Source organism: Alteromonas sp. R7, assembly GCF_055755235.1.
Genome location: NZ_JBVTQX010000006.1, coordinates 235,384 through 258,221, shown reverse-complemented (window position 1 = coordinate 258,221; position 22,838 = coordinate 235,384). Strand labels below are relative to the sequence as shown.

The following is a 22,838-nucleotide window of genomic DNA, read 5'->3' as shown; positions in this document are numbered from 1 at the left end:
CTTTAGCGGGTTTTTTTGTCATAGTGCTGTTTGAATAGTAACCAGAAAAACGACTGAACATGTTTGTAGAAGTGCAGTGGGGCATATCGTGGTTCTTAACGTATGAGTGATAACGAAAGTCATAGCAGTATGCATCGGGTCGTCATTGTCGGTGGTGGTACGGCTGGGTGGCTTGCAGCAGGGATACTTGCCGCAAAACTAAGCGCGAATCACACCGTTACCTTGATAGAGTCACCCAACATCCCTTCTTTAGGTGTGGGCGAAGGCTCTTGGCCGTCACTGCGCGACACCCTTCTTGATATTGGTATTAGTGAAACGGAATTCTTAACGGTGTGTCATGGTGCTTTCAAGCAAGGCTCCAGCTTTGTTAATTGGCGTAAAGGCGGGCACTGCTATTATCATCCATTTACCGTTCCAACAGGCTACAACGAGCTCGATATTTATACATGTTGGAAATCAATCGCACCAAACACATCGTACGAAGATGTGTTTTCGTTACAAGCCGCCATGTGTGCCGCAGGCAAGGCGCCAAAGCAAATTGCTACGCCGGACTACGCCCATGTGCTCAATTACGGTTACCATTTCGACGCCACAAAGCTTGCTGAGCTGTTAAAAAATCATTGCGTAGACAAGTTAAATGTCGCTCACGTCGTTGGTCATGTTGACAGTGTTCACTCTCATCAAAACGGAGATATTGAAAGCGTATCAACAAAGGACGGGAAAAAAATAGTTGGCGATCTATTTATTGACTGTTCAGGCCACAGCGGCCTGCTCATCAATAAACACTTTACTATTCCCTGGATACCCGTTAAGCGCACAATGCTCAATGATCGCGCCGTTGCGCTTCAAGTGCCTTATTCAAACGAAGATGCTGAAATAAAAAGTACCACAGTGGCCACTGCACAAACCTGTGGGTGGACGTGGGATATTGCGTTGCAGCACCGCCGAGGTGTAGGCCTAGTTTACTCTTCTCAATTCACAGATGAAGATCAAGCAAAGCAGGTGCTGATTGACTACGTTCGTGAACGTTACCCTAGTGCACAAGATGCAGAGCTTTCTTTTCGTACACTCTCCTTTGAGCCTGGCTATAGATCACAGTTTTGGGTAAAAAACTGTTTGAGCTTAGGTATGTCTTCGGGGTTTGTTGAACCGCTTGAAGCATCAGCCATTGCTATGGTCGAGCTTGGCTTACGTATGCTCTGTGAGGCTTTTCCGCAAAACAAAGCACACATGGAAATAGTCAGTAAGCGCTACAACTCGCGCTTTGCATATCGCTGGCAGCGCGTTATCGACTTTCTAAAACTACATTATGCTTTAAGCGATAGAGAAGAGCCGTATTGGTTAGCGCAAAGAGAGAAGGCGTCCATACCCGATTCTCTCGCTGAATTGCTTGAACTGTGGAAGTATCAAAGCCCTTCACGCTTAGATCTTATCGAGAACGAAGAGATTTTCCCCTCTGCTAGCTATCAGTATGTACTATATGGAATGGGCTTTTCTTCTTCTACATCGCCTTTACGGCTAAATGAAGAGCATAAGCGTAAAGCAGTTCACATTCGCGAAACCTTACAACAAACTAAAAACGCTTATCTGCAGGGATTGCCGTCTAACAGAGTTTTGCTCAATGATATTGCAAAGCGCTACAGCAACGAAAAACAACACGTGCCCTCGCATGCTCAACGTGAAAAGAACGAGCACGCTTCAGCTTCGAGTTGTAATGACATAAAAAATACTTCAGATAAAAAGGACGCCTCTTATGACCGTATCGGGTTTAGATAGCAGTAAAAATCAAACGCCCGTTAAGAACGTAGTCATTGCGGGTGGCGGTACTGCGGGATGGATGGCGGCCACAGCGCTGTCACGGCTTTTGGGTAAGTCAATAAACGTTACGTTAGTCGAGTCGAAAGATATTGGTATTGTAGGTGTGGGCGAGGCGACTATTCCGCCTATCAGAACATTTCACAAGTTGCTTGGCATCGACGAAAAAGCATTTATGCGTGCCACACAAGCCACGTTCAAACTGGGTATTGAGTTTGAAAATTGGCGTGAACAAGGTCACAGCTATATTCATTCTTTTGGTATAACCGGAAGAGAGTGTTGGGCTGGCGAGTTTCACCATTTTTGGCTGAGGGCTAAAGAATACGGATTTGGTGGTGAATTTGGTGATTATTGCCCGGAACTTATTGCCGCTAAACAGAGCAAGTTCGCCACATCAGAAGCCATGCCGCTTAACTTTGCCTATCATTTTGATGCCGTTGCTTACGGTCGATTTTTAAAGTCTCTAGCGTGTGATGCTGGGGTAACTCACAAGGAAGGAGATATAGAAAAGGTCGTAGTATGCCCGCAATCAGGCAACATCCAGTCCCTTCGATTAGCAAGCGATGAAGTCATAGATGGCGACTTTTTCATAGACTGTACAGGCTTTAAAGGGCTGCTTATTGAACAAGCCCTTCACACCGGTTACGACGATTGGCAACACTATCTATTTTGCGATAGTGCGGTAGCCATGCAAACTGAGCTTACAGCGCCGCCTGTGCCATACACCAAAAGTGTGGCACATCAGGCCGGTTGGCGCTGGCAAATACCTCTTCAAGAACGAATGGGTAATGGATTGGTATTTTGTAGCCGATTTATGAGCGATGAAGACGCCATCAATACACTTAAATCGCAGGTGACAGGCGCGCCAATTAATGAACCTAGAGTCATTCGTTTTACGCCTGGTAAACGCAGGCGAGGCTGGAATAAAAACTGCGTGGCGCTAGGGCTATCCAGTGGCTTTATTGAGCCTTTAGAGTCGACCAGTATCCATCTAATCATGACTGGCCTTATACGCTTAATGCGCCTATTTCCTTTTGATGGCATCACCCAAAGCGCAATCGACGAATACAATAATAAGTTTGATAGCGAAATGTCGGCCATACTCGATTTTATTGTTATGCATTACAAGGTGACACAGCGCGAGGACAGCCCCTTTTGGCAGCAGTGTCAACGCATGGACATTCCGTCTTCTCTTAAACATAAATTGGATTTGTTTGCTGAATCTGGCCGTGTATTTTTAGATGACGGAGATATTTTCCGTGTTGATTCCTGGACCCAAGTATTAATGGGCCAGGGCATGACACCTAGCCAGTATCATCGTGTTGCCGATGAGATGAGTGAACAGTCACTTAAGCAGTTTATGGCAGGATTAAAGCAGCAAGTGGATAATCACGTGGCTAAACTCCCCTCGCATGAGGCCTTCTTAACACAATATCTGAAATGAGTTATTAGAAGCGTTAGATGTTGGCGGCAGGTAGCGCGTCAACAGTGACTCAAGCAGCTCGTAACCGACGATCTACCAAACGCTCTACAGAAGTATCAAACCCAGCTAGAAAGCTGGGGTTGGTGTTATTTATTGAATGAGTTTGAGTCTGCTTTTAATTACTCAATATTCTGAATTTGCTCGCGCATCTGCTCAATCAGGACTTTAAGTTCAACCGCCGATTGTGTGATGTCGGTGCTGATAGACTTTGAACCTAACGTGTTCGATTCGCGGTTAAACTCCTGCATCATGAAATCAAGACGGCGGCCTACTGCTCCACCCTTTTTAAGGATATTACGGGTTTCCTTAACGTGAGCATTCAGACGATCTAACTCTTCTGCTACGTCTACTTTTTGCGCCAGCATGATCATTTCTTGTTCAAAACGGCCTGCATCAAGTTCAACCTTTGCTTCTTCAAAGCGGGTTTGCACTTTTTCTCGCTGCCACACCATGATTTCAGGCATACGCGCGGCTACTTTTTCAGCTTCCACTTCTATAGCGTCAAGGCGCTGCGTAATCATACCTTTAAGGGCTTCACCTTCGGTAGCGCGGGCACTGATAAAATCGTTAAGAGCTTGGTCGAACGCGGCCATTACGTCAGCGTGGATGGCGTCCATATCGGCTTCTTCCGCTGCAATTACCCCAGGCCAGCGCAAAACGTCTAGTGGGTTAACCCCCGTGGATTGGCCATGGGATTGCACCCAGTCAGCGGCGTGAAGCACTTGCTTAGCCAACTCTTCATTTAAGCTTAGCTTAGTTACAGCAGCATCGTTGGCAGTAAAACGCAGCGCACATTCCACCTTACCTCGGGCTAGCTTTTTACGGAATCGTTCACGTAAAACCGGCTCCAATGAGCGAAACTGTTCCGGCAGGCGAAAGTAAGTTTCTAAAAAGCGTTGGTTGACCGAGCGTATTTCCCACACGGCTGAGCCCCACTCTTTTTTGGTTTCTACGCGTGCAAACGCTGTCATGCTGTAAATCATAAATATCCTTTAAATTTAACTGAAAGCCTGCAAAAACAACCCGAACGTCGTGTTGTATACGTGAATATCTACAGCAGGTTTTCTTGTATTTTGTATATTAGCGCACATTTACGTAATTCAATAAGCAAACATGTAAAGTTCGTTTTTAACGGCCGCGGGTATTGCGTTATACTTAGGCGCAATTTCGTAGCTACATCGAATTTATAGGTTTTGACCGCGAATTGGGCTTTCTATTCACATATCGCCAATAAAACCTGTAAAACGCTACCCTTTTTTAAGCACTTACGTTGTGGAGAACACTATGCGTCCAAGCGGCAGAACCGCCAGTCAAATTCGCCCTGTTACAATTACTCGCCAATACACTTGTCACGCAGAAGGCTCTGTTCTTGTAGAGTTTGGTAACACTAAGGTGTTGTGTAATGCGACGGTAGAAGAAGGTGTGCCACGCTTTATGAAGGGCCAAGGGAAAGGCTGGATTACAGCTGAGTACAGCATGCTTCCACGTGCTACTCATACGCGAAGCGGCCGTGAAGCGGCGCGCGGTAAACAAGGCGGCCGCACGTTAGAGATCCAGCGTCTAATTGCGCGTTCACTACGCGCAGCGGTAGATTTAAAACTTCTGGGCGAAAACACCATTACGTTAGACTGCGACGTTATTCAGGCCGACGGCGGTACGCGTACAGCGTCAATTACCGGTGCGTGTGTAGCTCTTGTTGATGCACTTACTTACATGCGTGCAAAAGGCATTATCAAAACTAACCCGCTTAAACATATGATTGCCGCTCTTTCAGTAGGTATTTACGAAGGTACGCCAATCGCTGACCTTGAGTACACCGAAGACTCTGAGGCAGAAACAGATATGAACATTGTAATGACCGAAACCGGCAAGCTGATTGAAGTTCAAGGTACTGCAGAGGGCGAACCGTTCTCGTTTGAAGAGCTTGACGAGATGCTGAAAATTGGTAAGCACGGTTTACGTGAATTGTTCGACATTCAAAAAGCGGCGCTAGCATAAGCGAGTCATCGACACGTAGTTAGAACCAACGCGTAAATTAGAAATTAAGAGGTCATCATGAAAGCGTTTCAGCGTGATTTTATTGAGTTTGCCATTGAACGTGGCGTACTGAAATTTGGCGAATTCACTTTAAAGTCAGGCCGCGTTAGCCCGTACTTTTTCAATGCCGGTTTGTTTAATCGCGGTGGCGATTTGGCTAAGTTGGGGCGTTTTTACGCTGATGCGTTAATGGACGCAGGCGTTGCGTTCGATGTACTTTTTGGTCCAGCCTATAAGGGCATTCCTATTGCGACAACAACAGCCGTTGCATTGGCCGATAGCCACAAGCTTGATGTCCCTTATTGCTTCAACCGCAAAGAAGCGAAAACCCACGGTGAAGGCGGCAATCTAGTTGGCAGCCCACTAGAAGGTAAGGTTATGCTGGTGGATGACGTGATCACTGCGGGTACGGCTATTCGCGAATCGATGACCTTAATCGAGCAGCAGCAGGCTAGCTTGTCTGGCGTGCTGATTGCGCTAGACAGACAAGAGCGCGGTAATGGCGAACTGTCAGCTATTCAAGAGGTCGAGCGCGATTTTGGCACTCAGGTTATCTCTATTGTATCGCTTGCCGATGTCGTGGCTTATCTGACCGAGAAAGGCGGGTTTGATAGCGAAATCAGCGCCATTAACACCTATCGTGAAAATTATGGCATCTGATTTTGACAGCGCATTTAGCGCGGCTAGTCAGCATTTAGATGCGCTAGGATTGCGTTGCCCAGAGCCAGTAATGATGGTGCGTCTGAATATTCGAAAGCTGGCCGATGGGGAAACTTTATCGGTCACGGCTGACGATCCCTCAACGGCCAGAGATATTCCTAGCTTTTGCCGCTTTATGGACCACACGCTGGTTGCGTCTCAAACCGAGACCATGCCTTACCAATACGTTATTAAGAAAGGGCGCGCTTGAGCGCCTTTTTTGTTACTGTTTCTATTCGCGGCCGCTAGCAGCCTGCAATAAAAGTTGCTTCAAAACCTGCTTGCTTCGCGAACAGGTACAGTGAATATCTGTCATGTGTAGCACTTCACCATTAAGCATTTTTTGAAGTACAGAAGCTCTAACGTTTAATGAGACAAAGCCGTCTTCGCTTGAAATTTGTTTCGACGCCATAACTATCTCCTTTTATCTAAAGTATTTAATGCACGGCCACAGAAGCGAGTCGTTTGCTTGCTTGGGGGACATAGGTTTGCTCAAGGGTATGCTGAATGGCCGCGATTAGCCTGCATATAGAAGGATTGGTGGCATGCAGGGGTAATATGGCAATAAGCTGTTGCTGACATTCTTGTAAAATAGCGTGAGATTCTCGCTTCCTATGTTCTTCGGCAAGCAGAGAAGATAAGTACATTCCCATAGTGGAAAAAGCGAGTACGTCTTCTTGAACTACACTGACCTTCTGCAAAGAGGTAGGCTGAAGCGCATTAAGGATAACCTTTGCGGCCTCAAAGGTTTGATAGCCTAACTCTCTCGCATAATCCAATCTGCCCTGTTGATGGGCTTGCTGCGTCTGCGCTTGCATAGCATAGCGATGCTGTCGCGCGTTTGAAGGGTTTAGCTGTAGCCACTTTTTGTAAACTGGGCATAGCCGCTGAACATTCATATAAGCACCTCCTGTTTTTTATTACATTAGTGCAAATAAGAATCATTATCAAATGTAAAGTTCAAAAAATCTATTGGGTTGATTTGATATTTACGTTGTCGTGAACCAACGGCATCGTTTGTCTCGCCTATTAAGTGCTTTGAGTCACTAGTACAGGCGAGCTTATTGGCTGATTAAATTTGAAAGCCACCATAAAAGAAGCACTGCAACTGTGATAGCAATAACCGCTTTCATTTTGTAGCGCTTAATGAGCTGCTCAGCTTTGTCTCCTGTGTAATAAACCACGGCTGCGAGTCCGAAATAGCGAATTGAACGCGCAATAACAGTAGCTAAAAGAAAAAGCGGAAGTGAGTATTGGGTTGCACCTGCTGCAAGCATCGCAACCTGAAAAGGAATAGGGGCAATACCTAAGGTCATTACGAACCAAAAACCTTGGTTTTGCATCTGCTGTTTTACATTGTCGAATTGCTCTTGGCTAAAAAAAGTATCTATAAGCCACTGACCAACCATATCGAAGAGGTAGTAACCGAGGGCATAGCCGAAGACTGCGCCAATCACACAGCCTATGGTGGCCATTAATGCAATTTTCCAAAGCGACTCCCGTCTTGCTTGCATTAGTGGCACCATTACGGCTTCTAGTGGTATGGGAACAATGGTTGATTCTAAAAATGAGGCAAGAGTGATGCCCTTTAACATATGCTTAGAATCGACAAGTTTTTTGGTTTTGTGCTTAACCTTTTTACCTAGTTCCATGTAATCCCTACCACTTTATTTTTTCTACTGCTTGTAAACGACTCCGTCTTTCATCACAAAAGACACGCTTTCCATAAGCGATATATCGTCAAGCGGGTTGCCTTGAACCGCAACAATATCAGCCAACTTACCCTCTTCCAGCGTGCCAAGAATATCGCTGATACCTAGTAAATTCGCGCTATTCACGGTGGCACTTAGCAGCGCGTCAGCAGGCTTCATACCCGCTTCAACCATTAATGAGAACTCTTGCGCATTGTCGCCGTGGGCTGATACACCACTGTCTGTACCAAAAGCAATTTTTACGCCTGCTTTATGTGCTTGTTCAAAGGTATTTTGGATAAGCGGGCCAATGGCTGCAGCTTTCGGGCGCACCAATTCCGGAAAGAAGCCATCAATTTTGGCTTTGTCTGCTACAAACTTTCCTGCCAGTATTGTTGGTACATAGTAGGTGCCTTGCTTCTTCATTAATTTGCGGATTTCGTCATCCATATAAGTGCCGTGTTCGATAGAATCTACACCGGCTTCAATAGCCCGCTTCATTCCCTCTTTCCCATGCGCGTGCACCGCCACTGTCATACCGTAGTCTTTTGCCGTTTCAACAATTGCTTCTAATTCATCGGTCATGAATTGTGGGTTTTGGCCGCTTTTAGCAACGCTCAATACGCCGCCGGTTGCGGTGATCTTGATTAAGTCCGCACCATCTTGGTAACGAGTCCTTACTGCCTCTCGCGCTTCAGCTTCGCCATTAACCACTCCTTGCTTGGGGCCTACATCCGGGCGAAGTAAATGAGATAAGCCGTTACTTGGGTCGGCATGTCCGCCTGTAGTAGCAATAGATTTAGCAACGGTATAAATACGCGGGCCTGTAGCATAGCCTTTACTAATAGCGTTCCTTAGCGCAACGGTTTCGTTGTAGCCATCCCCTAAGTTGCGAACCGTGGTGAAGCCCGAATCTAACGTAATCTTAGCGTAGTTCGCTGCCCGTAATGCATAGTCGGCTTCATTTAGTGAAAAGCGCTCCAGATACGTTTGAGGACCACCATGTTGAGAAGACAAATGAACATGCATGTCCATCAGACCTGGCATAACGGTTGACGTCTTCAAGTCGATGACAGTATCGCCTTCTTGGGCTTCAGCAAACCCCTTTTTTACCGCTTTGATCTTGTTGTCTTCAACAACAATAGTCACATTTTCCTGAAGAGAGTTTGATGTGCCAGTAAACACTTTTCCTGCATGAATCAGCGTGTCGGCTACAGTGGAAAAGGGCGATGAAAGTAAGGCACTGGCAACGGCCAGCGTAATCAGAGGCTTTTTCATGATATAGGTCTTCTTGTTGATTGTTTTATAGACTATATCGAATGTAATGCAGTCAGAGGTATAACGCAAAACAAAGCGCTGTTAACGGTGCTTTATTGAAGATGAATTACGTTTTGATATGTTCGAAGAGACAGAAGCAACAAAGTAGGCTAGTTGCTTACTTCACCTAAAATAAAGGTGATGCCGTTTGACTGAATACTAAATTGCGTGCCGGCTTCATCCGGTTTTTCATCAGCTTGTTCAAGCAGTTGATAATAGGCATTTTGATGTAGTCTTGCCCACAAGTTTCTGCGAACGCATAGGTAGGGAATGGGCGTTGCCTCTGGATCTTGTATGGCTTTAGGCGGAACGCGAAGTTCGAGCTGATCAGCACGCTCTAACCTTACAATGTCGCCTGTTTGTGTGGTAAACACATAGGTGTTATCACTCGCTGATTCACCCTCTTCCCTATGCCATTGAGTTACAAGAAAAGGTGTGTCTTCAACGGTAATGCCTACTTTCTCTACGGGAGTAACTAAGAAGTACTTGTCACCTTCCCGCTTTAACACCGAAGCAAAAAGCTGAACCAAGCTTGCGCGCCCAATAGGACTGCCTTCATAAAACCATCTTCCATCAAGCGCTATAGTTAGATTAATGTCACCGCAAAAATCGGGGTTCCATTGTTCAACAGGAGGTAAAGGGCGCGCTTTTGACGACGTGCCCTTAAGCTGCTGCTGAAATCTAGTTAGATCCACGCTCTTCAACCAATACTTTTAGTTCGCGTAGCTTTGCCTTTATGCGACGCATGTTATCTGGGCCAGTACGAAGAAGTTGTTTCTGTGGCTCGTTTAAACTCTCTAGACGATCATCAGCATACTTGTAGGCGACCGAGTCGGTGTAAACCTCTACAGGAACCGGCACTTCAGGTGTATCAAGAAGCTGATCAATCGCTTCAAGCAATACGCTGTTGAAGTCTTGGTCAGGGCTTCCAATTTCGGCGTACTTCGCCTGAATGTCGTCTTTATAAATACCGTATATGTTAAGCAGTGCTTCGTTATTGAATGACTCCAACATATCTACGTATGGTGTATAACGTTTATAGCTTGCTGCATCAATCCATTGCTTGCCTGCTTGAGAGTATACGCGGAAGTTCTGCTCAGGTGGCGTTAGTAACTGGTGATTAGGCGCCATTTCATCATTTGCTAGATTCGTAACCGACACCACAAAGCGTTGAATTAGACCTTCATCAACCAGCATGCGGTTAACTGTTTCTTCGCTCGCAGACGAACTCTCAATAAGTGAAGCTTTCACCGCAGGATCGCTGGTATCCAGAGGTTCCGGTTCTGGTTCAACTGGCTCTGGAAGCGGCTCAACCTCGTCTTTTTCTTCAAGCTCTACTGTTGGGGCTGGCTGAGTAGGCTCAAATACTTCAGGCTCTTCTGGCGTAGTCACTTCAGGTTCAGTCACTTCGGGCTCAGGCTTAACTACTGGCTCAGGCTCATCGTCGCTGGGCCAAAACACAACAGCCAGAATAACAACAAGAAGGATGCCTACAATGATAAAGTGTGGGCCTAACGATTTCTTTTCCGACGATTCGCTCATAATGACTCCGCTACAAAACTATCCTTTTGGTAATACTACCAGAGATAACACCCAAATTTAGAAAATCAATCAAGAGAAATGTTCCCTTAGATTGTAAATTCCTTATTTTGAACACTTTTTAACGTAAAAAAGTCACTTTCCGATTTCTTTTTATACAAATTTAGTGGAAAACCCTCATTTTTTCTTCTCATTCACATTCGATATTATGTAAATGCAAAAATAATTTTAAAACAAATGTTTAACAAATTGGGTTTGTGTACTAATGTGTTGATTAGTCATTGAAAAGCAAATGCTAGCTCGTTGTTATCTATAATAATTAGTGAATATTTCGAGCCTCACGACCCCGTTTCAACTTAAATGTGCCCTTATAGGATAATTAGCGTGAGTAAGTTTAGACAGTATCACCCTAAATTACACCGAGCAGTAAAACGCTACAGTGTTATGCAGCATCTAATCATGCTGGGAGTAATGCTTTATCTCCTTTTAAATATCAATAACTTGTCAACTAAGCATCAGATCATTGCTGTAGCGACTGTCATTGTTATGAGTATACAAAATGGCTTTATACTGTCTAAAGCGAAAGTCGCTTTAGCTGTTGAAGGCCCTAGGTTGCTGGTATTTCCATTACTATGGATTGCTTCTGGAATGGGAACGGCGGCGTTCCTATACAGTGCCTGCTCTCTTGCATCCTTGCTGGTGTTGGCAAATGCAGTACGGTTTAAAAACCACCGACCTCCGCTAGACCTATCTAATGAACCTGAGCACCTTGCTTAACGTATATATTCTGTTTTTTCGCCCTAACCTCCGTCATTAAATAAGAATATAGGGCGTGCAAGGTGCATACTTGGTTCATGAGGTAGAAAAATGCAGAAGTTCTATTTTCGAGATATTGAAGAGTCGCCTACCGCGATAGATTATCTGGAAGTTCAGTCGTATGAGATGAATGTTTACTTGGTTTATCTCACTATCGGCAGTCAAAGTGGCATGCTTTACGACAACAAAGATAAGCCCATGCGTTTTTTTAGTGCCGGCCACATTCGCGAAGCCTTCGCGCATTGTCATGTTCAGCAGGCGGTAATGAAGCACGATACGCCTTACGATGAAATGATTGGCAACCCGCCAAAAAGTAAAGAACAGATGGCGTTACCGTTCAGTATGGATTTGCCTTACTAGACTGTTGTGCGAGTGCTGTAGGCTTTTTGAAGTGGGTCCTATTTGAGTTCAGTAAGGTCGCAGCGCAACGTTTTCACAGTAAAACATGGCACAGCACCGCAAAACCGATTTAAACGATATATAAGCTGCGTAATAAGTAGTTTCTTACTCGCTTAACACACCAACGAAGTGCAGGTTATAGATTCAGCCATGTACCTGCAGCCTTTCGCATATCTACTTTAGCTTTCAATCGTTTAGCCAACAGAAATAAGCCACCTAGCTTCCTGTGTATAAACAGGGCATCTACTGGCGGCGTGTGCCAAAAATTGTGCTCCATAGTCAGCGCCATTCCCTTTTCGTGAAGCCTTGCAATAAGGTCGCTTTGTCCAAAGTCATAAGCGCCCTCGCAGCGAATCGCTTCACACGCCTCCATACCAATGTTTATGACGGCGTCGACTTGCGTTTGAGAGTGGCTTTCGTCAATTAATCCTATGCGAAACGCGGCTTGCTGCATCATCGCTCTATCGTTGGCTGCGGCGCTGTTGAGTAACGTTTGATACTGGGCTGAAATGGCGTCAGGCACATCCCGTGTAGCACCAAAATCTAACAGAACGATTTCTTTTGTATCGGGTTTAAACTGGTAGTTGGCTAAGTTAGGGTCGCTCTGCAGCAGCTTAAAATGAAAAATTTCATTAAAAAATAAAGTCATTAGCGCCGTCATCACGGCATCTCGGACGTCCTGAGGCTCGTTTAATAGCGCATCTAAGTCTTGCGCCTCTATGAAATCCATCGCTAACACGGTACCGGTGGTAAGGGGAGCAAAGGTTTGCGGAATGACAAACGCATTACTCCCCTTGTTTTGGATGTCGGTGCTTTCAACCAACGCGCGATAACGGTTGAGCATGTCAGCTTCTCGCACATAATCAGCTTCTTGGTGAAGCTGAGCTTTAGCTTCTTGTAAAAGCGGGTTGATATCTAATGATTTGGGTACCAAGCCAGTGAGTTTTATAAGTGTAGCTACGTTGTCTACATCGCTATCTATGCTTTTTTTCACACCAGGATACTGCACTTTTACTGCTAACATCCGACCGTTCATCGTAATGACTTTATGCACCTGACCAATAGAGGCCGCAGCTATAGGGGCAAAGGAAAAGTAAAGTAAGTCATCTTGCCATTTTTCGCCCCAAGACTGATTCAGCGTGGCAATTAACTGGTCTTTTGGCATCGGGTCAGCGTCGTCCCGTAATCGCCCTAGAATTACCGCAAGCTCTTCGGGGAGAAAATCTCCTGCATCCATTGAAATAAGCTGCCCGAGCTTCATAGCTGCACCACGCATACTGGCAAGCTGATCTGCAATGTTTGAAATGTTTTTGGGCGTTAAGAGCAGCGAAGACAACGCGGGCTTCTCGCCCTTTAACAGTTGTCCTGCACCTTGTGATACTACGTTACCTGCAATTCTACCTGCCAATGAGCCCAAGCGGCCTATGCGCGATAAACGCGACGACGGTACCGCTCTACTAGAACGGGTTGGTGATTCAGCGGATTTATTGGGCTTCTCTGCCATAGGCTCACTCAGTTTTATTAAGGGCGAAGGGTAACGTTTGGTTTGTTATTGGCTAAACATAACCTAAAAAAGTAACTGGAGTTTATAAATTATACTGTCGGACAAAACGTCTGGATCGGGTTTCCAGCCAAAAGTCATTGAGGACCTGTTGACCATTGCTGTACATCAAAGATCAACAGGACTTAATGTTTAGGAAGTGAGGTTGCTAACAGGGCAATCAACGGATAAGACAGCTGTTTAAACAGAAGTCTGATTTAAAAGCCGCGTTTAGATTGCCCATAATGTACTTAAAAGAAATGTGTACTTGCCGTTCCTAGTCGCTTAGCGCTTTCTTACTAGGAGAGTTGTACAAGGCAATTGTAAAAACACTGTGTGCTAGATTATCTGTGAAATAAATTGAATCACTAGTCCAACAACGCTTCCGTAAGCAAACCCAGCCCAGCCACTTGTCGCTCTATAACGCCAAAGTGCTGCACCAAAAAAGCCACACCAAAGCATGGCAGAATAGGTGGAAACAAGGCCGCCGCCCATCCCTGTATCTGGCAAAAACAGCATGACGACAAAGGTTAGCGCCATTGCGCCACTTAACAGCACCCACATGATATTTTTCTTATCAGCGAACGCATTGTTTTGTTTGACGTTCTTTGCATCGGCATCTTGCATTTGCTGCGCATCTTCTGCTTGAACAGCGCACTGAGCTGCTTTGGATGCACGTAGTTTTCGTGCACTACGCTCACTTCTTGATTGGGGTTTCTTGACCTGTGAAGGCAACGGTGATGCAGCGCTATGGGTCATGATGTACCTCATTAACTGAATTTAGTAACTGTTTATCCATAATTAAGGTAGAGCATGCATGCCAAGATGACTATACGACTTCGGTCTCACACGACAATTAGAAAACGTGTTTTAGGATTTTCCCTATTCGAATGCGGCGCTCGAATTAGAGGGGCAAAGGCTGAGGTAGGCATACATTATCTATAAGAACACCGTGAAGCACGTAAACAAAAAAGCCCACCCGCAATCACTGCCGTTTGACAAGGAATGCGGGTGGGCTTTCATAAACTTATACCGTTAGGTATTAGTGATGGTCGCTATTTTGGCTTTTGAAGCTTACTTCCAGCAAATTTACGCTATCAGCAAAGGTCAGGGTTTTGATATCACCCTTGCCTTCTACATTTAGCGTATTCACTTGTTTTGGCCACAAGTCACGCAATGCATCATGGCGAATTTTAATGCCTTCAAGTACAGGCGGCTCAGCAGTTTCCTGATAAACCCAAAAGTGCTTACCTTCAACTTCAAAACCAACATCAGCAAGCTTTAATGGCTCGCCTGCTGCATTTAAAATTGCAAAGTGGTGGGCGACGTAATCAGCGAATTGTTGCTGCGTTTCTATGTCGTCCATAATATCTGCGTGCTTGTCGAACAGTGCCTTAACCGCGTGTTCAGCATCGTGCAAATTAAAGCGGTGCATCACCTCAATATTTTCTGTTCTAGGATTGAACAGTACCGTGGTAATTGCTGCTTTTATTTGATGCGCTTGGGCTGCAGTGCTGTACGACATTGCGCTAACTAATAGCGCAGCCGTAATTGCGAATGCACTTACGCTTGCAAGCAGAGCATGAGCGCTCTGCTGCAAGCGAGCCAAAGACAACTTATTCGTCATCTTTGTCCTCGTCGTCGGTTTTCAGTTCGGTCTTTGAGTCGTGCATAAGGTCGCGGTACTCGTAAGTGTTACGCGGCTTATTCTTATACGCTTCAATACGCGAAGGAATGATACGACGCGGGTAGTGGTTATTTTCCACATCTACGTCTGCGGTTTCCCAGTGCGGATCAACGGTTACGCTTACCAGCTCTTTGTCTTTGTCGGTAACAATAAGCTTGCTTACGGCTTTAGGTGTACGACGCCAGATTTCCGCAGGAATACGCATTTCTTCTTTCGTGCCGTCTTCAAACGTTAGTTCAAGAATGATTGGCATTACCAACCCACCCTTGTTGCTGAAATCTAGCACGTAGTAGTTTTTGTCTTCTTTCACCGCACGCTCAAACGCTTTACGCTCCCAAGGCTCAAGATCTTTCAAGAATTTCTTGTACTTGTTACGCTCTTTGTTAGTTACGGTGTAACGATCGTTTTCGTCGTAGAAGTCACTGATATCTTCAAAGCGATCTACCCAAAGCTTTTTGCCTTCTTCTTTATTACGAAGGTCGGTAAGTGACTTCGGTTTTTCCATTTCTGCTTCGCGTTCGCGAGCAAAATCGATATCTGGATCTTCAGTGTCTAAACGAAGCTTGTATACGCTGTCTAGGCTAATATCTACATGGTCTGTGGTGTAAAACCAACCACGCCAGAACCAGTCTAGGTCAACGCCTGACGCTTCTTCCATAGTACGGAAGAAATCTGATGGTGTAGGACGTTTAAACATCCAACGCTGCGCGTACTCTTTAAACGCGAAATCAAACAGCTCACGGCCAAGAATAGTTTCGCGAAGAATGTTAAGTGCTACTGCAGGCTTGGTATAGGCATTTGGGCCAAGGCGAAGAACTGAGTCAGACTGGGTCATAATTGGCACCTGTGTCTGAGACTTCATGTAGCCTGTGATATCACGTGGCTCTACGCCCCACGGGATCGTAGGATCCCACTCACGACCGGCAACGCCGTCTAGGAAGCTGTTAAGACCTTCATCCATCCACGTCCACTGACGCTCGTCAGAGTTAACTGTCATAGGGAAATAGATATGACCTACTTCGTGAATAACCACACCAATAAGGAAACGTTTCTCAGCAAGCGAGTACGTGCGTGAACCATCGTCACGAAGCTCTGTACGCGGGCCGTTGAAGGTGATCATGGGGTATTCCATGCCGCCAACTGGACCATTTACTGATTGGGCTACTGGGTATGGGTAATCGAAGCTAAAGCGGCTATAAACATCCATGGTGTGGATGATTGATTCTGTAGAATACTTCTGCCATAGCTCGCCACCTTCTTTCGGGTAGAAAGACATGGCCATTACCAATGGTTGAGTGTCACCGCCTTGCTGATAACCACGCGCATCCCACGCAAATTTACGCGAAGAGGCCCATGCAAAGTCACGTACGTTTTCTGCCTTAAAGGTCCAGGTTTTAAGCTTAGTCGTGCCTTCTTTTTCGTTCTCAATTGCTTCTTCTGGTGAAACGATGAAGACGATACGGTCAGCTTTTTCTGCCTTTTTCAGACGGTCGCGCTGTGTTTTAGTTAACACGTCTTTCGGGTTTTGAAGCACACCCGTTGACGATACGATGTGGTCAGCAGGAACCGTAATATCTACTTCGTAGTTACCGAATTCTAGCGTGAACTCGCCACGGCCAATAAATTCTTTATTAGTCCATGCTTCGTAGTCGGTGTATGCAGCTAGGCGTGGGAACCACTGTGCTAGCAAGAAGATGTCGTTACCACCTTCACGTTCGTCATCTGGGAAATGCTCGTAACCTGCACGTGCTGAAACAGCGTCTTCTTCAACAATGTTAAACGCAAAATCGATATCGAACGTAACTTTGCTGCCTGGCTTCAACGGTTGAGCCAAGTCAACACGCATTAAGGTGCCAACTACTGTGTGACGTAAGTCATTGCCCGCTTTGTCTTCAACTCGAGAAATGGTATAGCCCAGCTCGTTGTCGTCAACAAACTGCTGACGGCGCAATGCACCCATGCTTAGCTTAGCTGGCGCATCGCCGCTAGCAGCTTGCGTACCCGGCCCGCGGTTACCGATACCGCCAAACGTGGTAGTAAGCGCAGACATTGAATCGTCGCGGAATTTGTTTTGGTCAAGCTGGATCCACAAGTACTTAAGCGTATCTGGCGCGTTGTTGTGGTAAGTAATGGTTTCGCTTGCTTCAATGCGGCGTTTGTCTTCAAGTAGCTTTACGTCAATATCGTAATCTACTTGTTGTTGCCAATATTGGTGGCCTGGCTCACCAGCGGCGTTACGGTATACGTTTGGAGTAGGGAGAACTTCGTCCAGCTGACGGAATTTATCTTCGAAATCGCCTTTAGTTTGTTTAATAGCGGCGGTACTAGGAAGAGAAATCAGCATAGACAACACTGGCGCTAGCCAGAAAAAGTGTCGTTTTGCGGTGCTCATGCAGGTTCCTTGCAACTTGTAAGTTAGAATTGTTATAAGATAACACCGCCTAGTATATAAGTATGCCTGTCACAATCCAATTTTTTGACCGTAAACTAACCATGTTTTAACAAAAAAAAACTGTAACAGATCGTTTTGTTTCGCGCTTTAACTGTCGTATTCTTAAGCTCTTGTTTTCTTTTTTCTTCCCCCTATGAACCGTTTTAATTGGCAACGTGCCGTTATAAAAGTTGGCAGTGCGCTTATTGCTCCTGAAGGCAATGAGTGTAGTGGGCGTTATTTACTGTCTCTTGCTCGATTTATTACTGCTAGTCGCGAAGCTGGCAAAGAAATTATTCTTGTCTCTTCTGGCAGTGTTGCCGCGGGCCGCAGCAAAGTGAAGGTTCGTCACAACGCATCTATTGCAGAAAAACAAGCCATGGCTGCGATTGGCCAGAATTTAATGATGGCCAACTGGCAGCGCTTTTTCGACTTTCCCTGTGCACAAGTATTGTTAACGGCGGATGATCTACGCGATAGAACCCGCTACGTAAATATTAAAAATACCTTGCGCGAAATTTTGAATCACAATGCGTTACCTATTGTGAATGAAAACGACACCGTAGCTGTCAACGAACTCAAAGTGGGTGATAACGATAACTTGGGTGCTTACACCGCCCTGGTCGCCCAAGCAGACACCCTCATTATCTGCTCAGATATCGACGGCTTATTTACCGCAGACCCAAGAAAAGACGCCAGCGCCACACTCATTCCACAGGTAGATAAAATAGACAGCACTATTTACGGCCTTGCCGGCGGCGCTGGAACTGCGGTAGGAACTGGCGGCATGCGCACAAAAATTGAAGCGGCAGACAAGTGCACCAGTAGCGGTATTCAAACTCTTATTGTAAACGGGCGAAAAGGCGAAACCTTCGATGCGTTACTTGAAGGTAAAGTGCCGGGAACCCTATTCAATGCTAGTAGCACTCCCGCTAGCGCGCGCAGACTGTGGCTTACCCATACGCTTAAAACCGCTGGCAGAATAGACGTTGATAGCGGTGCGAAAGAGGCGTTAGTGCGAAAAGGCGCGTCATTACTGCCATCGGGTATTGTTGATGTCGTCGGTTTGTTTGAACAAGGCGATGCTGTTGAAGTGGTGTGCCAAGGCGAAGTTATTGCCAAGGGGCTTTGCCTTTATAACGCAAAAGACTTAACGCTTATAAAAGGGAAAAAGTCGAAAGAAATTGCCAGTGTGTTAGGTTATGAAACAACGGATGTTGCCATTCACCGTGACGATATGGTGCTTTACTCATAGCGCTACTCAAAAGAATCGCTGCAATAGACTACCGCACATTAAACATTAATTGGCGTTAGTCGTTCATCGATTTCCATTATTTGCGCCAACAACAAAGCGATACATTTATTCACTAAGGGACGATCATGACTGATATCACACCTACACTTGCCGACTACCCTTACAAAGTCACTATCGCCACGCGTTGGCAAGACAATGATGCGTACGGACATATCAACAATGTTGTGTACTATGGTTTCTTTGATACCGCGGTAAACCGTTTTTTAATTGAAGAAGGTGGGCTAGATATACACAACGGGCAATCCGTGGCGTATGTGGTAAGCAGTCAGTGTCAGTACATTGCTCCGGCAGCCTACCCTGAAGACATTTTTGTAGGCTTGCGCGTTATCAAAATTGGTAGAAGTTCAGTGACTTATGGTCTATCGGTTTATGCCGGAGAGAATAAGCGACGCGTGGCTCATGGCCAATTTGTGCATGTGTTTGTAGATAGAAAGGCCGACAAGGCCATTCCTATTCCTGTTAATGTGAAAACAGCGTTAGAGTCGATTGTGGAAGTAATGTAGAGCATGGCAAAAATGACGAAACACAATGCATCACAAGCGATGAGCAACGGCAATCAAAAGCAGGTTGTCTTTCTAGACGCCGAAACCATGGATTTGCCCAGCCTTGATACCTCGTCACTAGATGACTTACAAACTAATTTCGGCGCAGGTATTACGCTTCATCAACAAACTCAAGCCGAAGATGTGGCCGAGCGCATTAAAAATGCCGATGCTGTGCTGGTTAACAAAGTCGTGCTACAAGCCAAAGATTTACAGCAGGCCAGTCAGCTTCGCTATATTGGTGTAACTGCGACCGGCATGAACAATATCGACCGTGATTACTGCGAACAGGCTGGTATTACCGTTCAAAATGTAGAGGGCTACGGCACTGATAGCGTTGCTCAACATACGTTGACCTTGGCGTTAAATTTGGCCACCAATTTTGTGACGTATCAGCGCGATATGCGCAACCAAGCATGGTCTGCATCTTCTCATTTCTGCTTACTCAATCATCCCGTGGTGGAATTGGCGGGTAAGCATGCGGTAATTGTTGGGCATGGCGAGCTTGGCAAGCGTGTAGAGGCATTGTTTAAGGCTATGGGTATGCAGGTGAGTATCGCTGCTCGCCCAGGTAAACAAGGCGACCCTCGTCCAAGTCTTGCATCGCTTTTACCAAATGCCGATGTGGTAAGTCTTCATTGCCCGCTTACTGAAGCCACCGATAAGCTGATTAATGCCGAGACGTTGTCGCTGATGAAGCCAACCGCTTTTCTCATTAATACGGCTCGCGGCGGTTTGATTGATGAGGAGGCACTCTATCATGCGCTTAAAAACAACCAAATTGGTGGCGCGGGATTAGATGTACTAAGTGTCGAGCCTCCGCCTTTTGATCATATATTGCTTAAAGAGGCACTACCTAACTTGCTGGTAACGCCGCATAATGCGTGGATTGGTAATGGCGCTAGGCAAAAACTGCTAGATAGTGCTATCGACCATTTATCTGCCCACTTATCTTCTTGTTTATCAGCTTCCCAGGGCTAGAACACCGCTATGAATAACGCAACCTTATTTGCTCTGTGCTGCCTGATTTGGGGCTCAACCTGGATAGCCATCACTTACCAAATAGGGCATACCTCTGAAACGTTTGCCATTGCGCTGCGTTATTTATTGGCGTCGGCCTGTTTAGGGATTTACTGTGTTATTAGGCGTTTGCCGCTTAAGCTACCGGTACATGTTCATGTGAAAATGGCCGCAGTCGGTCTCTTTTTATACAGCTTAAATTACACGCTGCTGTATATGGCGCAAGCGCACATAATTAGCGCGCTGTTAGCCCTTATGAGTTCTTGTATTATCTACATTAATGTTGTGCTTCGGCGATGGTGGCTTAAAGAGCCTATAAGAAAAGAAGTGGTTATAGGTGCTACATTTGGCTTGCTGGGCATTGTGTGTTTGTTTGTGCCGGAGTTTTCCAAAGTCTCCATGGATGCGGCGCTTGCTACCGGCCTCGCTATAGCGTTTGTCAGCTTTTTCTGCGCCTCAACAGGTAACGTTATCTCCGAGCGTATTTTGACCTCGGGTACGCCTGTTATCCAAATGAACTTCTATGCCATGAGCTATGCCATGGTGCTGCTTTTCATCACCTCACTGGCAATGCCGGGTAAGTTGGTCATTCCTACCCAACCCGAGTTCTATCTGTCGCTGCTTTATCTGGCTATCTTTGGCTCTGTGTTTGCGTTTGGCGCGTACATGAAACTGTTAAAGCAAATGGGCGCTGACAAGGCTGCATATGTGGTCTTGGTATACCCCATGGTTGCACTGGTTATTTCCACCTTTTTCGAAGGCTATACCTGGAGCGTTTTATCTGTGGTTGGGGTGGTCATTGTGCTGGTAGGCAACGCCATTGCAATGGGAAAAATTCCCCGCTTTAGCCGTCGCCCACCGGTGTCGAGCTAGGAGCTGGTAAAACCGTTTATTTGAGCGCGTTGATTTTCTTATTCAGTTCGTAAGCAGGCTCGGTAACAATGGTTTCAAGGGTTTCGATTCGCGCCATCAAAGCTTCAATCTGCGCATCTTTTTCCTCTAAACGCTGCTGCTGTTTGTCGGTCACGCTTTTAACGAACGGGTTGCTGCACTCGCCGTTCATCCAGTCGTTTAGTCGCCACTGAAATTTTGCGTCTAAGTAGCTTGCCAAAAGCACAAGCGACGTCAGGCTGCCAATTAACAAAACTATACTTAACGTAGACATAATTTTTTCCTAATCCAAATTTCAAGGTTGAAGGCTTTTAGGGAAAATGCCCTAAACGCACGTTACTGCACTTACTGTTTTAACTAGTCGTTTGTTGCTTAAAAAAATTACAGCATTGACGAAAAAAGTTTGTAATAAAAATTCGTGGGGGCAGACTGATAGAAGTAACACAATAAAATAACAACAGTTTTTGTGATTAGGGATGTGACGTTGGGGCAGGGTTTTGAAGATGTTTTTGCGCAATACGGGGCAATACTGAGCCGTGTAGCCAACAGCTATGAAGCAAACGAAGCGATGCAGCAAGAATTATTGCAAGAAATTGCTATTGCCGTCTGGCAGGGTCTGTCTCGCTTTAAGGGCGATAGCAGCGTGAAAGCCTATATTTTGAAGATAGCTCATAACCGCGCAGTTACTCACGTAGCAAATCAAGTGAAGCGTCTCGATACCCATCAATATGACCACGATGATTTGGGCTCTGACGGGTTCGAGAGTACTACCCATTCACCAGAGGAAATGTCTAGTCAACACCAGTCATTAGAACGCCTACTTCGCGCGGTACGGGCACTTCCATTGCAGTCAAGACAAGTGCTAACGCTTTCTCTTGAAGGCTTAAGTTACGATGAAATTGCAGACGTCTGTGGTCTGACTAAAAATCATGTTGGTGTGATATTAAAGCGCGCCAAGCAAAGTATCATGCAGGAGCAACCGCATGCGTAATTCAGATAATGAGAATCAAACGAACCCGCCCGTATCAGTAGACGATGCGCAAAATGATGGCCTTTCTGCGCTATGGCAAGCTCAGCCAGTTACGACTATCAACCTCTCTGAAGTAAAAGCCAGTTTAAGCAGCGAGCGAACCAAGCAACGCTGGTATATGTTGGTTGACTCCTTAGCGTTTATCCCAGCGATCTACTTGCTAGTTGTTACTTGGGAAAAGTTCACTTTTGTCGCCCACGCGATGTTTGTTTTTATGCTGGTCACGGCTCTTCCCCTGCTTGTTTATCAGCTGTGGTTAAGAAGAGTGGCCGCATTTTCAAAAGACACTCAAACCGCTGACCACCTAACGCAGCTAATAAAGCAAATTAAGAATAACGTTAAGATTGCTGTAATCACTAAACACTCGACATGGACTGCAGTGTTATTTGGATGTGCCTTTCTGGTGGAGCGCTATTTTTATGGGGAGCTTACCCCAGAGAAAGTTATGAAGATGGCTATAGTTATGACGTCCATGAGCGTTGTGATGATAGTGTGGTATGTGTGGGCGAGCAAAAGACAAAAGCGTTTTGAGCGTCAACTCGAAACGCTTGAGAAGATGGCACAGCAGCGTTAAGGGCGCATGAGT

Annotated in this window: 25 protein-coding genes; 13 read left to right on the top strand and 12 right to left on the bottom strand. The window is 45.8% G+C overall.

Annotated elements, in window-relative coordinates; translation table 11 throughout:
* Positions 1–102: 102 nt before the first annotated feature.
* Positions 103–1,776: a tryptophan halogenase family protein gene (locus tag AC0J2X_RS12010; protein WP_069945247.1), complete on the top strand. Its 1,674-nt coding sequence runs from the start codon at positions 103–105 to the stop codon at positions 1,774–1,776.
* Positions 1,754–3,259 (top strand): tryptophan halogenase family protein, encoded by a 1,506-nt coding sequence (locus AC0J2X_RS12005; RefSeq protein WP_069945246.1) that lies wholly within the window; start codon positions 1,754–1,756, stop codon positions 3,257–3,259. Before AC0J2X_RS12010 ends, AC0J2X_RS12005 begins: the two co-directional genes overlap by 23 nt.
* Before the next feature lie 158 nt (positions 3,260–3,417).
* Here AC0J2X_RS12005 and AC0J2X_RS12000 read toward each other — a convergent pair whose 3' ends face one another.
* On the bottom strand, positions 3,418–4,281 hold the full coding sequence (locus AC0J2X_RS12000; RefSeq protein ID WP_014977829.1) for a YicC/YloC family endoribonuclease: 864 nt from the start codon (positions 4,279–4,281) through the stop codon (positions 3,418–3,420).
* 301 nt (positions 4,282–4,582) lie between these two features.
* Here AC0J2X_RS12000 and rph point away from each other — a divergent pair, with 301 nt between their 5' ends.
* The 3 genes from rph to tusA are packed head-to-tail and all read left to right on the top strand — an operon-like array spanning position 4,583 to position 6,245.
* The gene (gene rph, locus AC0J2X_RS11995; protein ID WP_014951432.1) at positions 4,583–5,296 is read left to right on the top strand and encodes a ribonuclease PH; all 714 of its coding nucleotides are present in this window, start codon (positions 4,583–4,585) and stop codon (positions 5,294–5,296) included.
* A 57-nt stretch (positions 5,297–5,353) separates the two neighbouring features.
* Positions 5,354–5,995 (top strand): orotate phosphoribosyltransferase, encoded by a 642-nt coding sequence (gene pyrE / locus AC0J2X_RS11990; protein ID WP_039228851.1) that lies wholly within the window; start codon positions 5,354–5,356, stop codon positions 5,993–5,995.
* Complete coding sequence (gene tusA / locus AC0J2X_RS11985) at positions 5,985–6,245, top strand: sulfurtransferase TusA (protein WP_014951430.1); 261 nt, start codon at positions 5,985–5,987, stop codon at positions 6,243–6,245. Before pyrE ends, tusA begins: the two co-directional genes overlap by 11 nt.
* A 21-nt stretch (positions 6,246–6,266) precedes the next feature.
* Here tusA and AC0J2X_RS11980 read toward each other — a convergent pair whose 3' ends face one another.
* From AC0J2X_RS11980 to AC0J2X_RS11955, 6 genes are all read right to left on the bottom strand, one after another.
* Positions 6,267–6,446, bottom strand: a complete 180-nt coding sequence (locus AC0J2X_RS11980) for a hypothetical protein (protein ID WP_014951429.1) — start codon at positions 6,444–6,446, stop codon at positions 6,267–6,269.
* Between the two features lie 25 nt (positions 6,447–6,471).
* Positions 6,472–6,933 (bottom strand): hypothetical protein, encoded by a 462-nt coding sequence (locus AC0J2X_RS11975; protein ID WP_014951428.1) that lies wholly within the window; start codon positions 6,931–6,933, stop codon positions 6,472–6,474.
* 162 nt (positions 6,934–7,095) lie between these two features.
* Positions 7,096–7,686: a YqaA family protein gene (locus AC0J2X_RS11970; RefSeq protein ID WP_049586428.1), complete on the bottom strand. Its 591-nt coding sequence runs from the start codon at positions 7,684–7,686 to the stop codon at positions 7,096–7,098.
* Between the two features lie 24 nt (positions 7,687–7,710).
* Entirely contained in the window at positions 7,711–9,003 is a 1,293-nt protein-coding gene (locus tag AC0J2X_RS11965) for an amidohydrolase family protein (protein ID WP_069945234.1), read from the bottom strand.
* A 149-nt stretch (positions 9,004–9,152) separates the two neighbouring features.
* Positions 9,153–9,737 (bottom strand): DUF1285 domain-containing protein, encoded by a 585-nt coding sequence (locus AC0J2X_RS11960; protein ID WP_069945233.1) that lies wholly within the window; start codon positions 9,735–9,737, stop codon positions 9,153–9,155.
* Positions 9,724–10,584 (bottom strand): DUF3014 domain-containing protein, encoded by an 861-nt coding sequence (locus AC0J2X_RS11955; protein ID WP_069945232.1) that lies wholly within the window; start codon positions 10,582–10,584, stop codon positions 9,724–9,726. The genes AC0J2X_RS11960 and AC0J2X_RS11955 overlap by 14 nt, the downstream gene beginning before the upstream one ends.
* A gap of 381 nt (positions 10,585–10,965) precedes the next feature.
* Here AC0J2X_RS11955 and AC0J2X_RS11950 point away from each other — a divergent pair, with 381 nt between their 5' ends.
* Positions 10,966–11,358 carry a hypothetical protein gene (locus AC0J2X_RS11950; protein WP_014951423.1) on the top strand — a complete coding sequence of 131 codons (393 nt, stop codon included), beginning with the start codon at positions 10,966–10,968 and terminating at the stop codon, positions 11,356–11,358.
* Between the two features lie 90 nt (positions 11,359–11,448).
* Entirely contained in the window at positions 11,449–11,757 is a 309-nt protein-coding gene (locus AC0J2X_RS11945; protein WP_014951422.1) for a DUF6482 family protein, read from the top strand.
* 175 nt (positions 11,758–11,932) lie between these two features.
* On the opposite strand, the gene AC0J2X_RS11940 is transcribed toward AC0J2X_RS11945, so the two are convergent.
* The 4 genes from AC0J2X_RS11940 to AC0J2X_RS11925 form a co-directional block, all read right to left on the bottom strand.
* On the bottom strand, positions 11,933–13,300 hold the full coding sequence (locus AC0J2X_RS11940; protein ID WP_069945231.1) for an ABC1 kinase family protein: 1,368 nt from the start codon (positions 13,298–13,300) through the stop codon (positions 11,933–11,935).
* Positions 13,301–13,675: 375 nt separating this feature from the next.
* On the bottom strand, positions 13,676–14,095 hold the full coding sequence (locus AC0J2X_RS11935) for a hypothetical protein (protein ID WP_014951420.1): 420 nt from the start codon (positions 14,093–14,095) through the stop codon (positions 13,676–13,678).
* A 283-nt stretch (positions 14,096–14,378) separates the two neighbouring features.
* Positions 14,379–14,963: a DUF6702 family protein gene (locus AC0J2X_RS11930; RefSeq protein WP_014977821.1), complete on the bottom strand. Its 585-nt coding sequence runs from the start codon at positions 14,961–14,963 to the stop codon at positions 14,379–14,381.
* Positions 14,953–17,415 carry a M1 family aminopeptidase gene (locus AC0J2X_RS11925; protein ID WP_014980757.1) on the bottom strand — a complete coding sequence of 821 codons (2,463 nt, stop codon included), beginning with the start codon at positions 17,413–17,415 and terminating at the stop codon, positions 14,953–14,955. Before AC0J2X_RS11925 ends, AC0J2X_RS11930 begins: the two co-directional genes overlap by 11 nt.
* 193 nt (positions 17,416–17,608) lie before the next feature.
* Between AC0J2X_RS11925 and proB the strand changes: the two genes are divergently transcribed.
* From proB to AC0J2X_RS11905, 4 genes are all read left to right on the top strand, one after another.
* On the top strand, positions 17,609–18,709 hold the full coding sequence (gene proB, locus AC0J2X_RS11920) for a glutamate 5-kinase (RefSeq protein ID WP_014951417.1): 1,101 nt from the start codon (positions 17,609–17,611) through the stop codon (positions 18,707–18,709).
* Positions 18,710–18,834: 125 nt separating this feature from the next.
* Complete coding sequence (locus tag AC0J2X_RS11915; RefSeq protein WP_472996057.1) at positions 18,835–19,272, top strand: acyl-CoA thioesterase; 438 nt, start codon at positions 18,835–18,837, stop codon at positions 19,270–19,272.
* 3 nt (positions 19,273–19,275) lie between these two features.
* The gene (locus AC0J2X_RS11910) at positions 19,276–20,292 is read left to right on the top strand and encodes a D-2-hydroxyacid dehydrogenase (protein ID WP_278711890.1); all 1,017 of its coding nucleotides are present in this window, start codon (positions 19,276–19,278) and stop codon (positions 20,290–20,292) included.
* A 9-nt stretch (positions 20,293–20,301) separates the two neighbouring features.
* Positions 20,302–21,204 carry a DMT family transporter gene (locus tag AC0J2X_RS11905; RefSeq protein WP_278711891.1) on the top strand — a complete coding sequence of 301 codons (903 nt, stop codon included), beginning with the start codon at positions 20,302–20,304 and terminating at the stop codon, positions 21,202–21,204.
* Between the two features lie 16 nt (positions 21,205–21,220).
* On the opposite strand, the gene AC0J2X_RS11900 is transcribed toward AC0J2X_RS11905, so the two are convergent.
* Positions 21,221–21,496: a hypothetical protein gene (locus AC0J2X_RS11900; RefSeq protein ID WP_014951413.1), complete on the bottom strand. Its 276-nt coding sequence runs from the start codon at positions 21,494–21,496 to the stop codon at positions 21,221–21,223.
* A gap of 210 nt (positions 21,497–21,706) precedes the next feature.
* Between AC0J2X_RS11900 and AC0J2X_RS11895 the strand changes: the two genes are divergently transcribed.
* Positions 21,707–22,213: an RNA polymerase sigma factor gene (locus AC0J2X_RS11895; RefSeq protein WP_278711896.1), complete on the top strand. Its 507-nt coding sequence runs from the start codon at positions 21,707–21,709 to the stop codon at positions 22,211–22,213.
* Positions 22,206–22,826, top strand: coding sequence for a hypothetical protein (locus AC0J2X_RS11890; protein ID WP_278711892.1), 621 nt, complete (start codon positions 22,206–22,208; stop codon positions 22,824–22,826). Before AC0J2X_RS11895 ends, AC0J2X_RS11890 begins: the two co-directional genes overlap by 8 nt.
* The last annotated feature ends 12 nt before the right edge of the window (positions 22,827–22,838 follow it).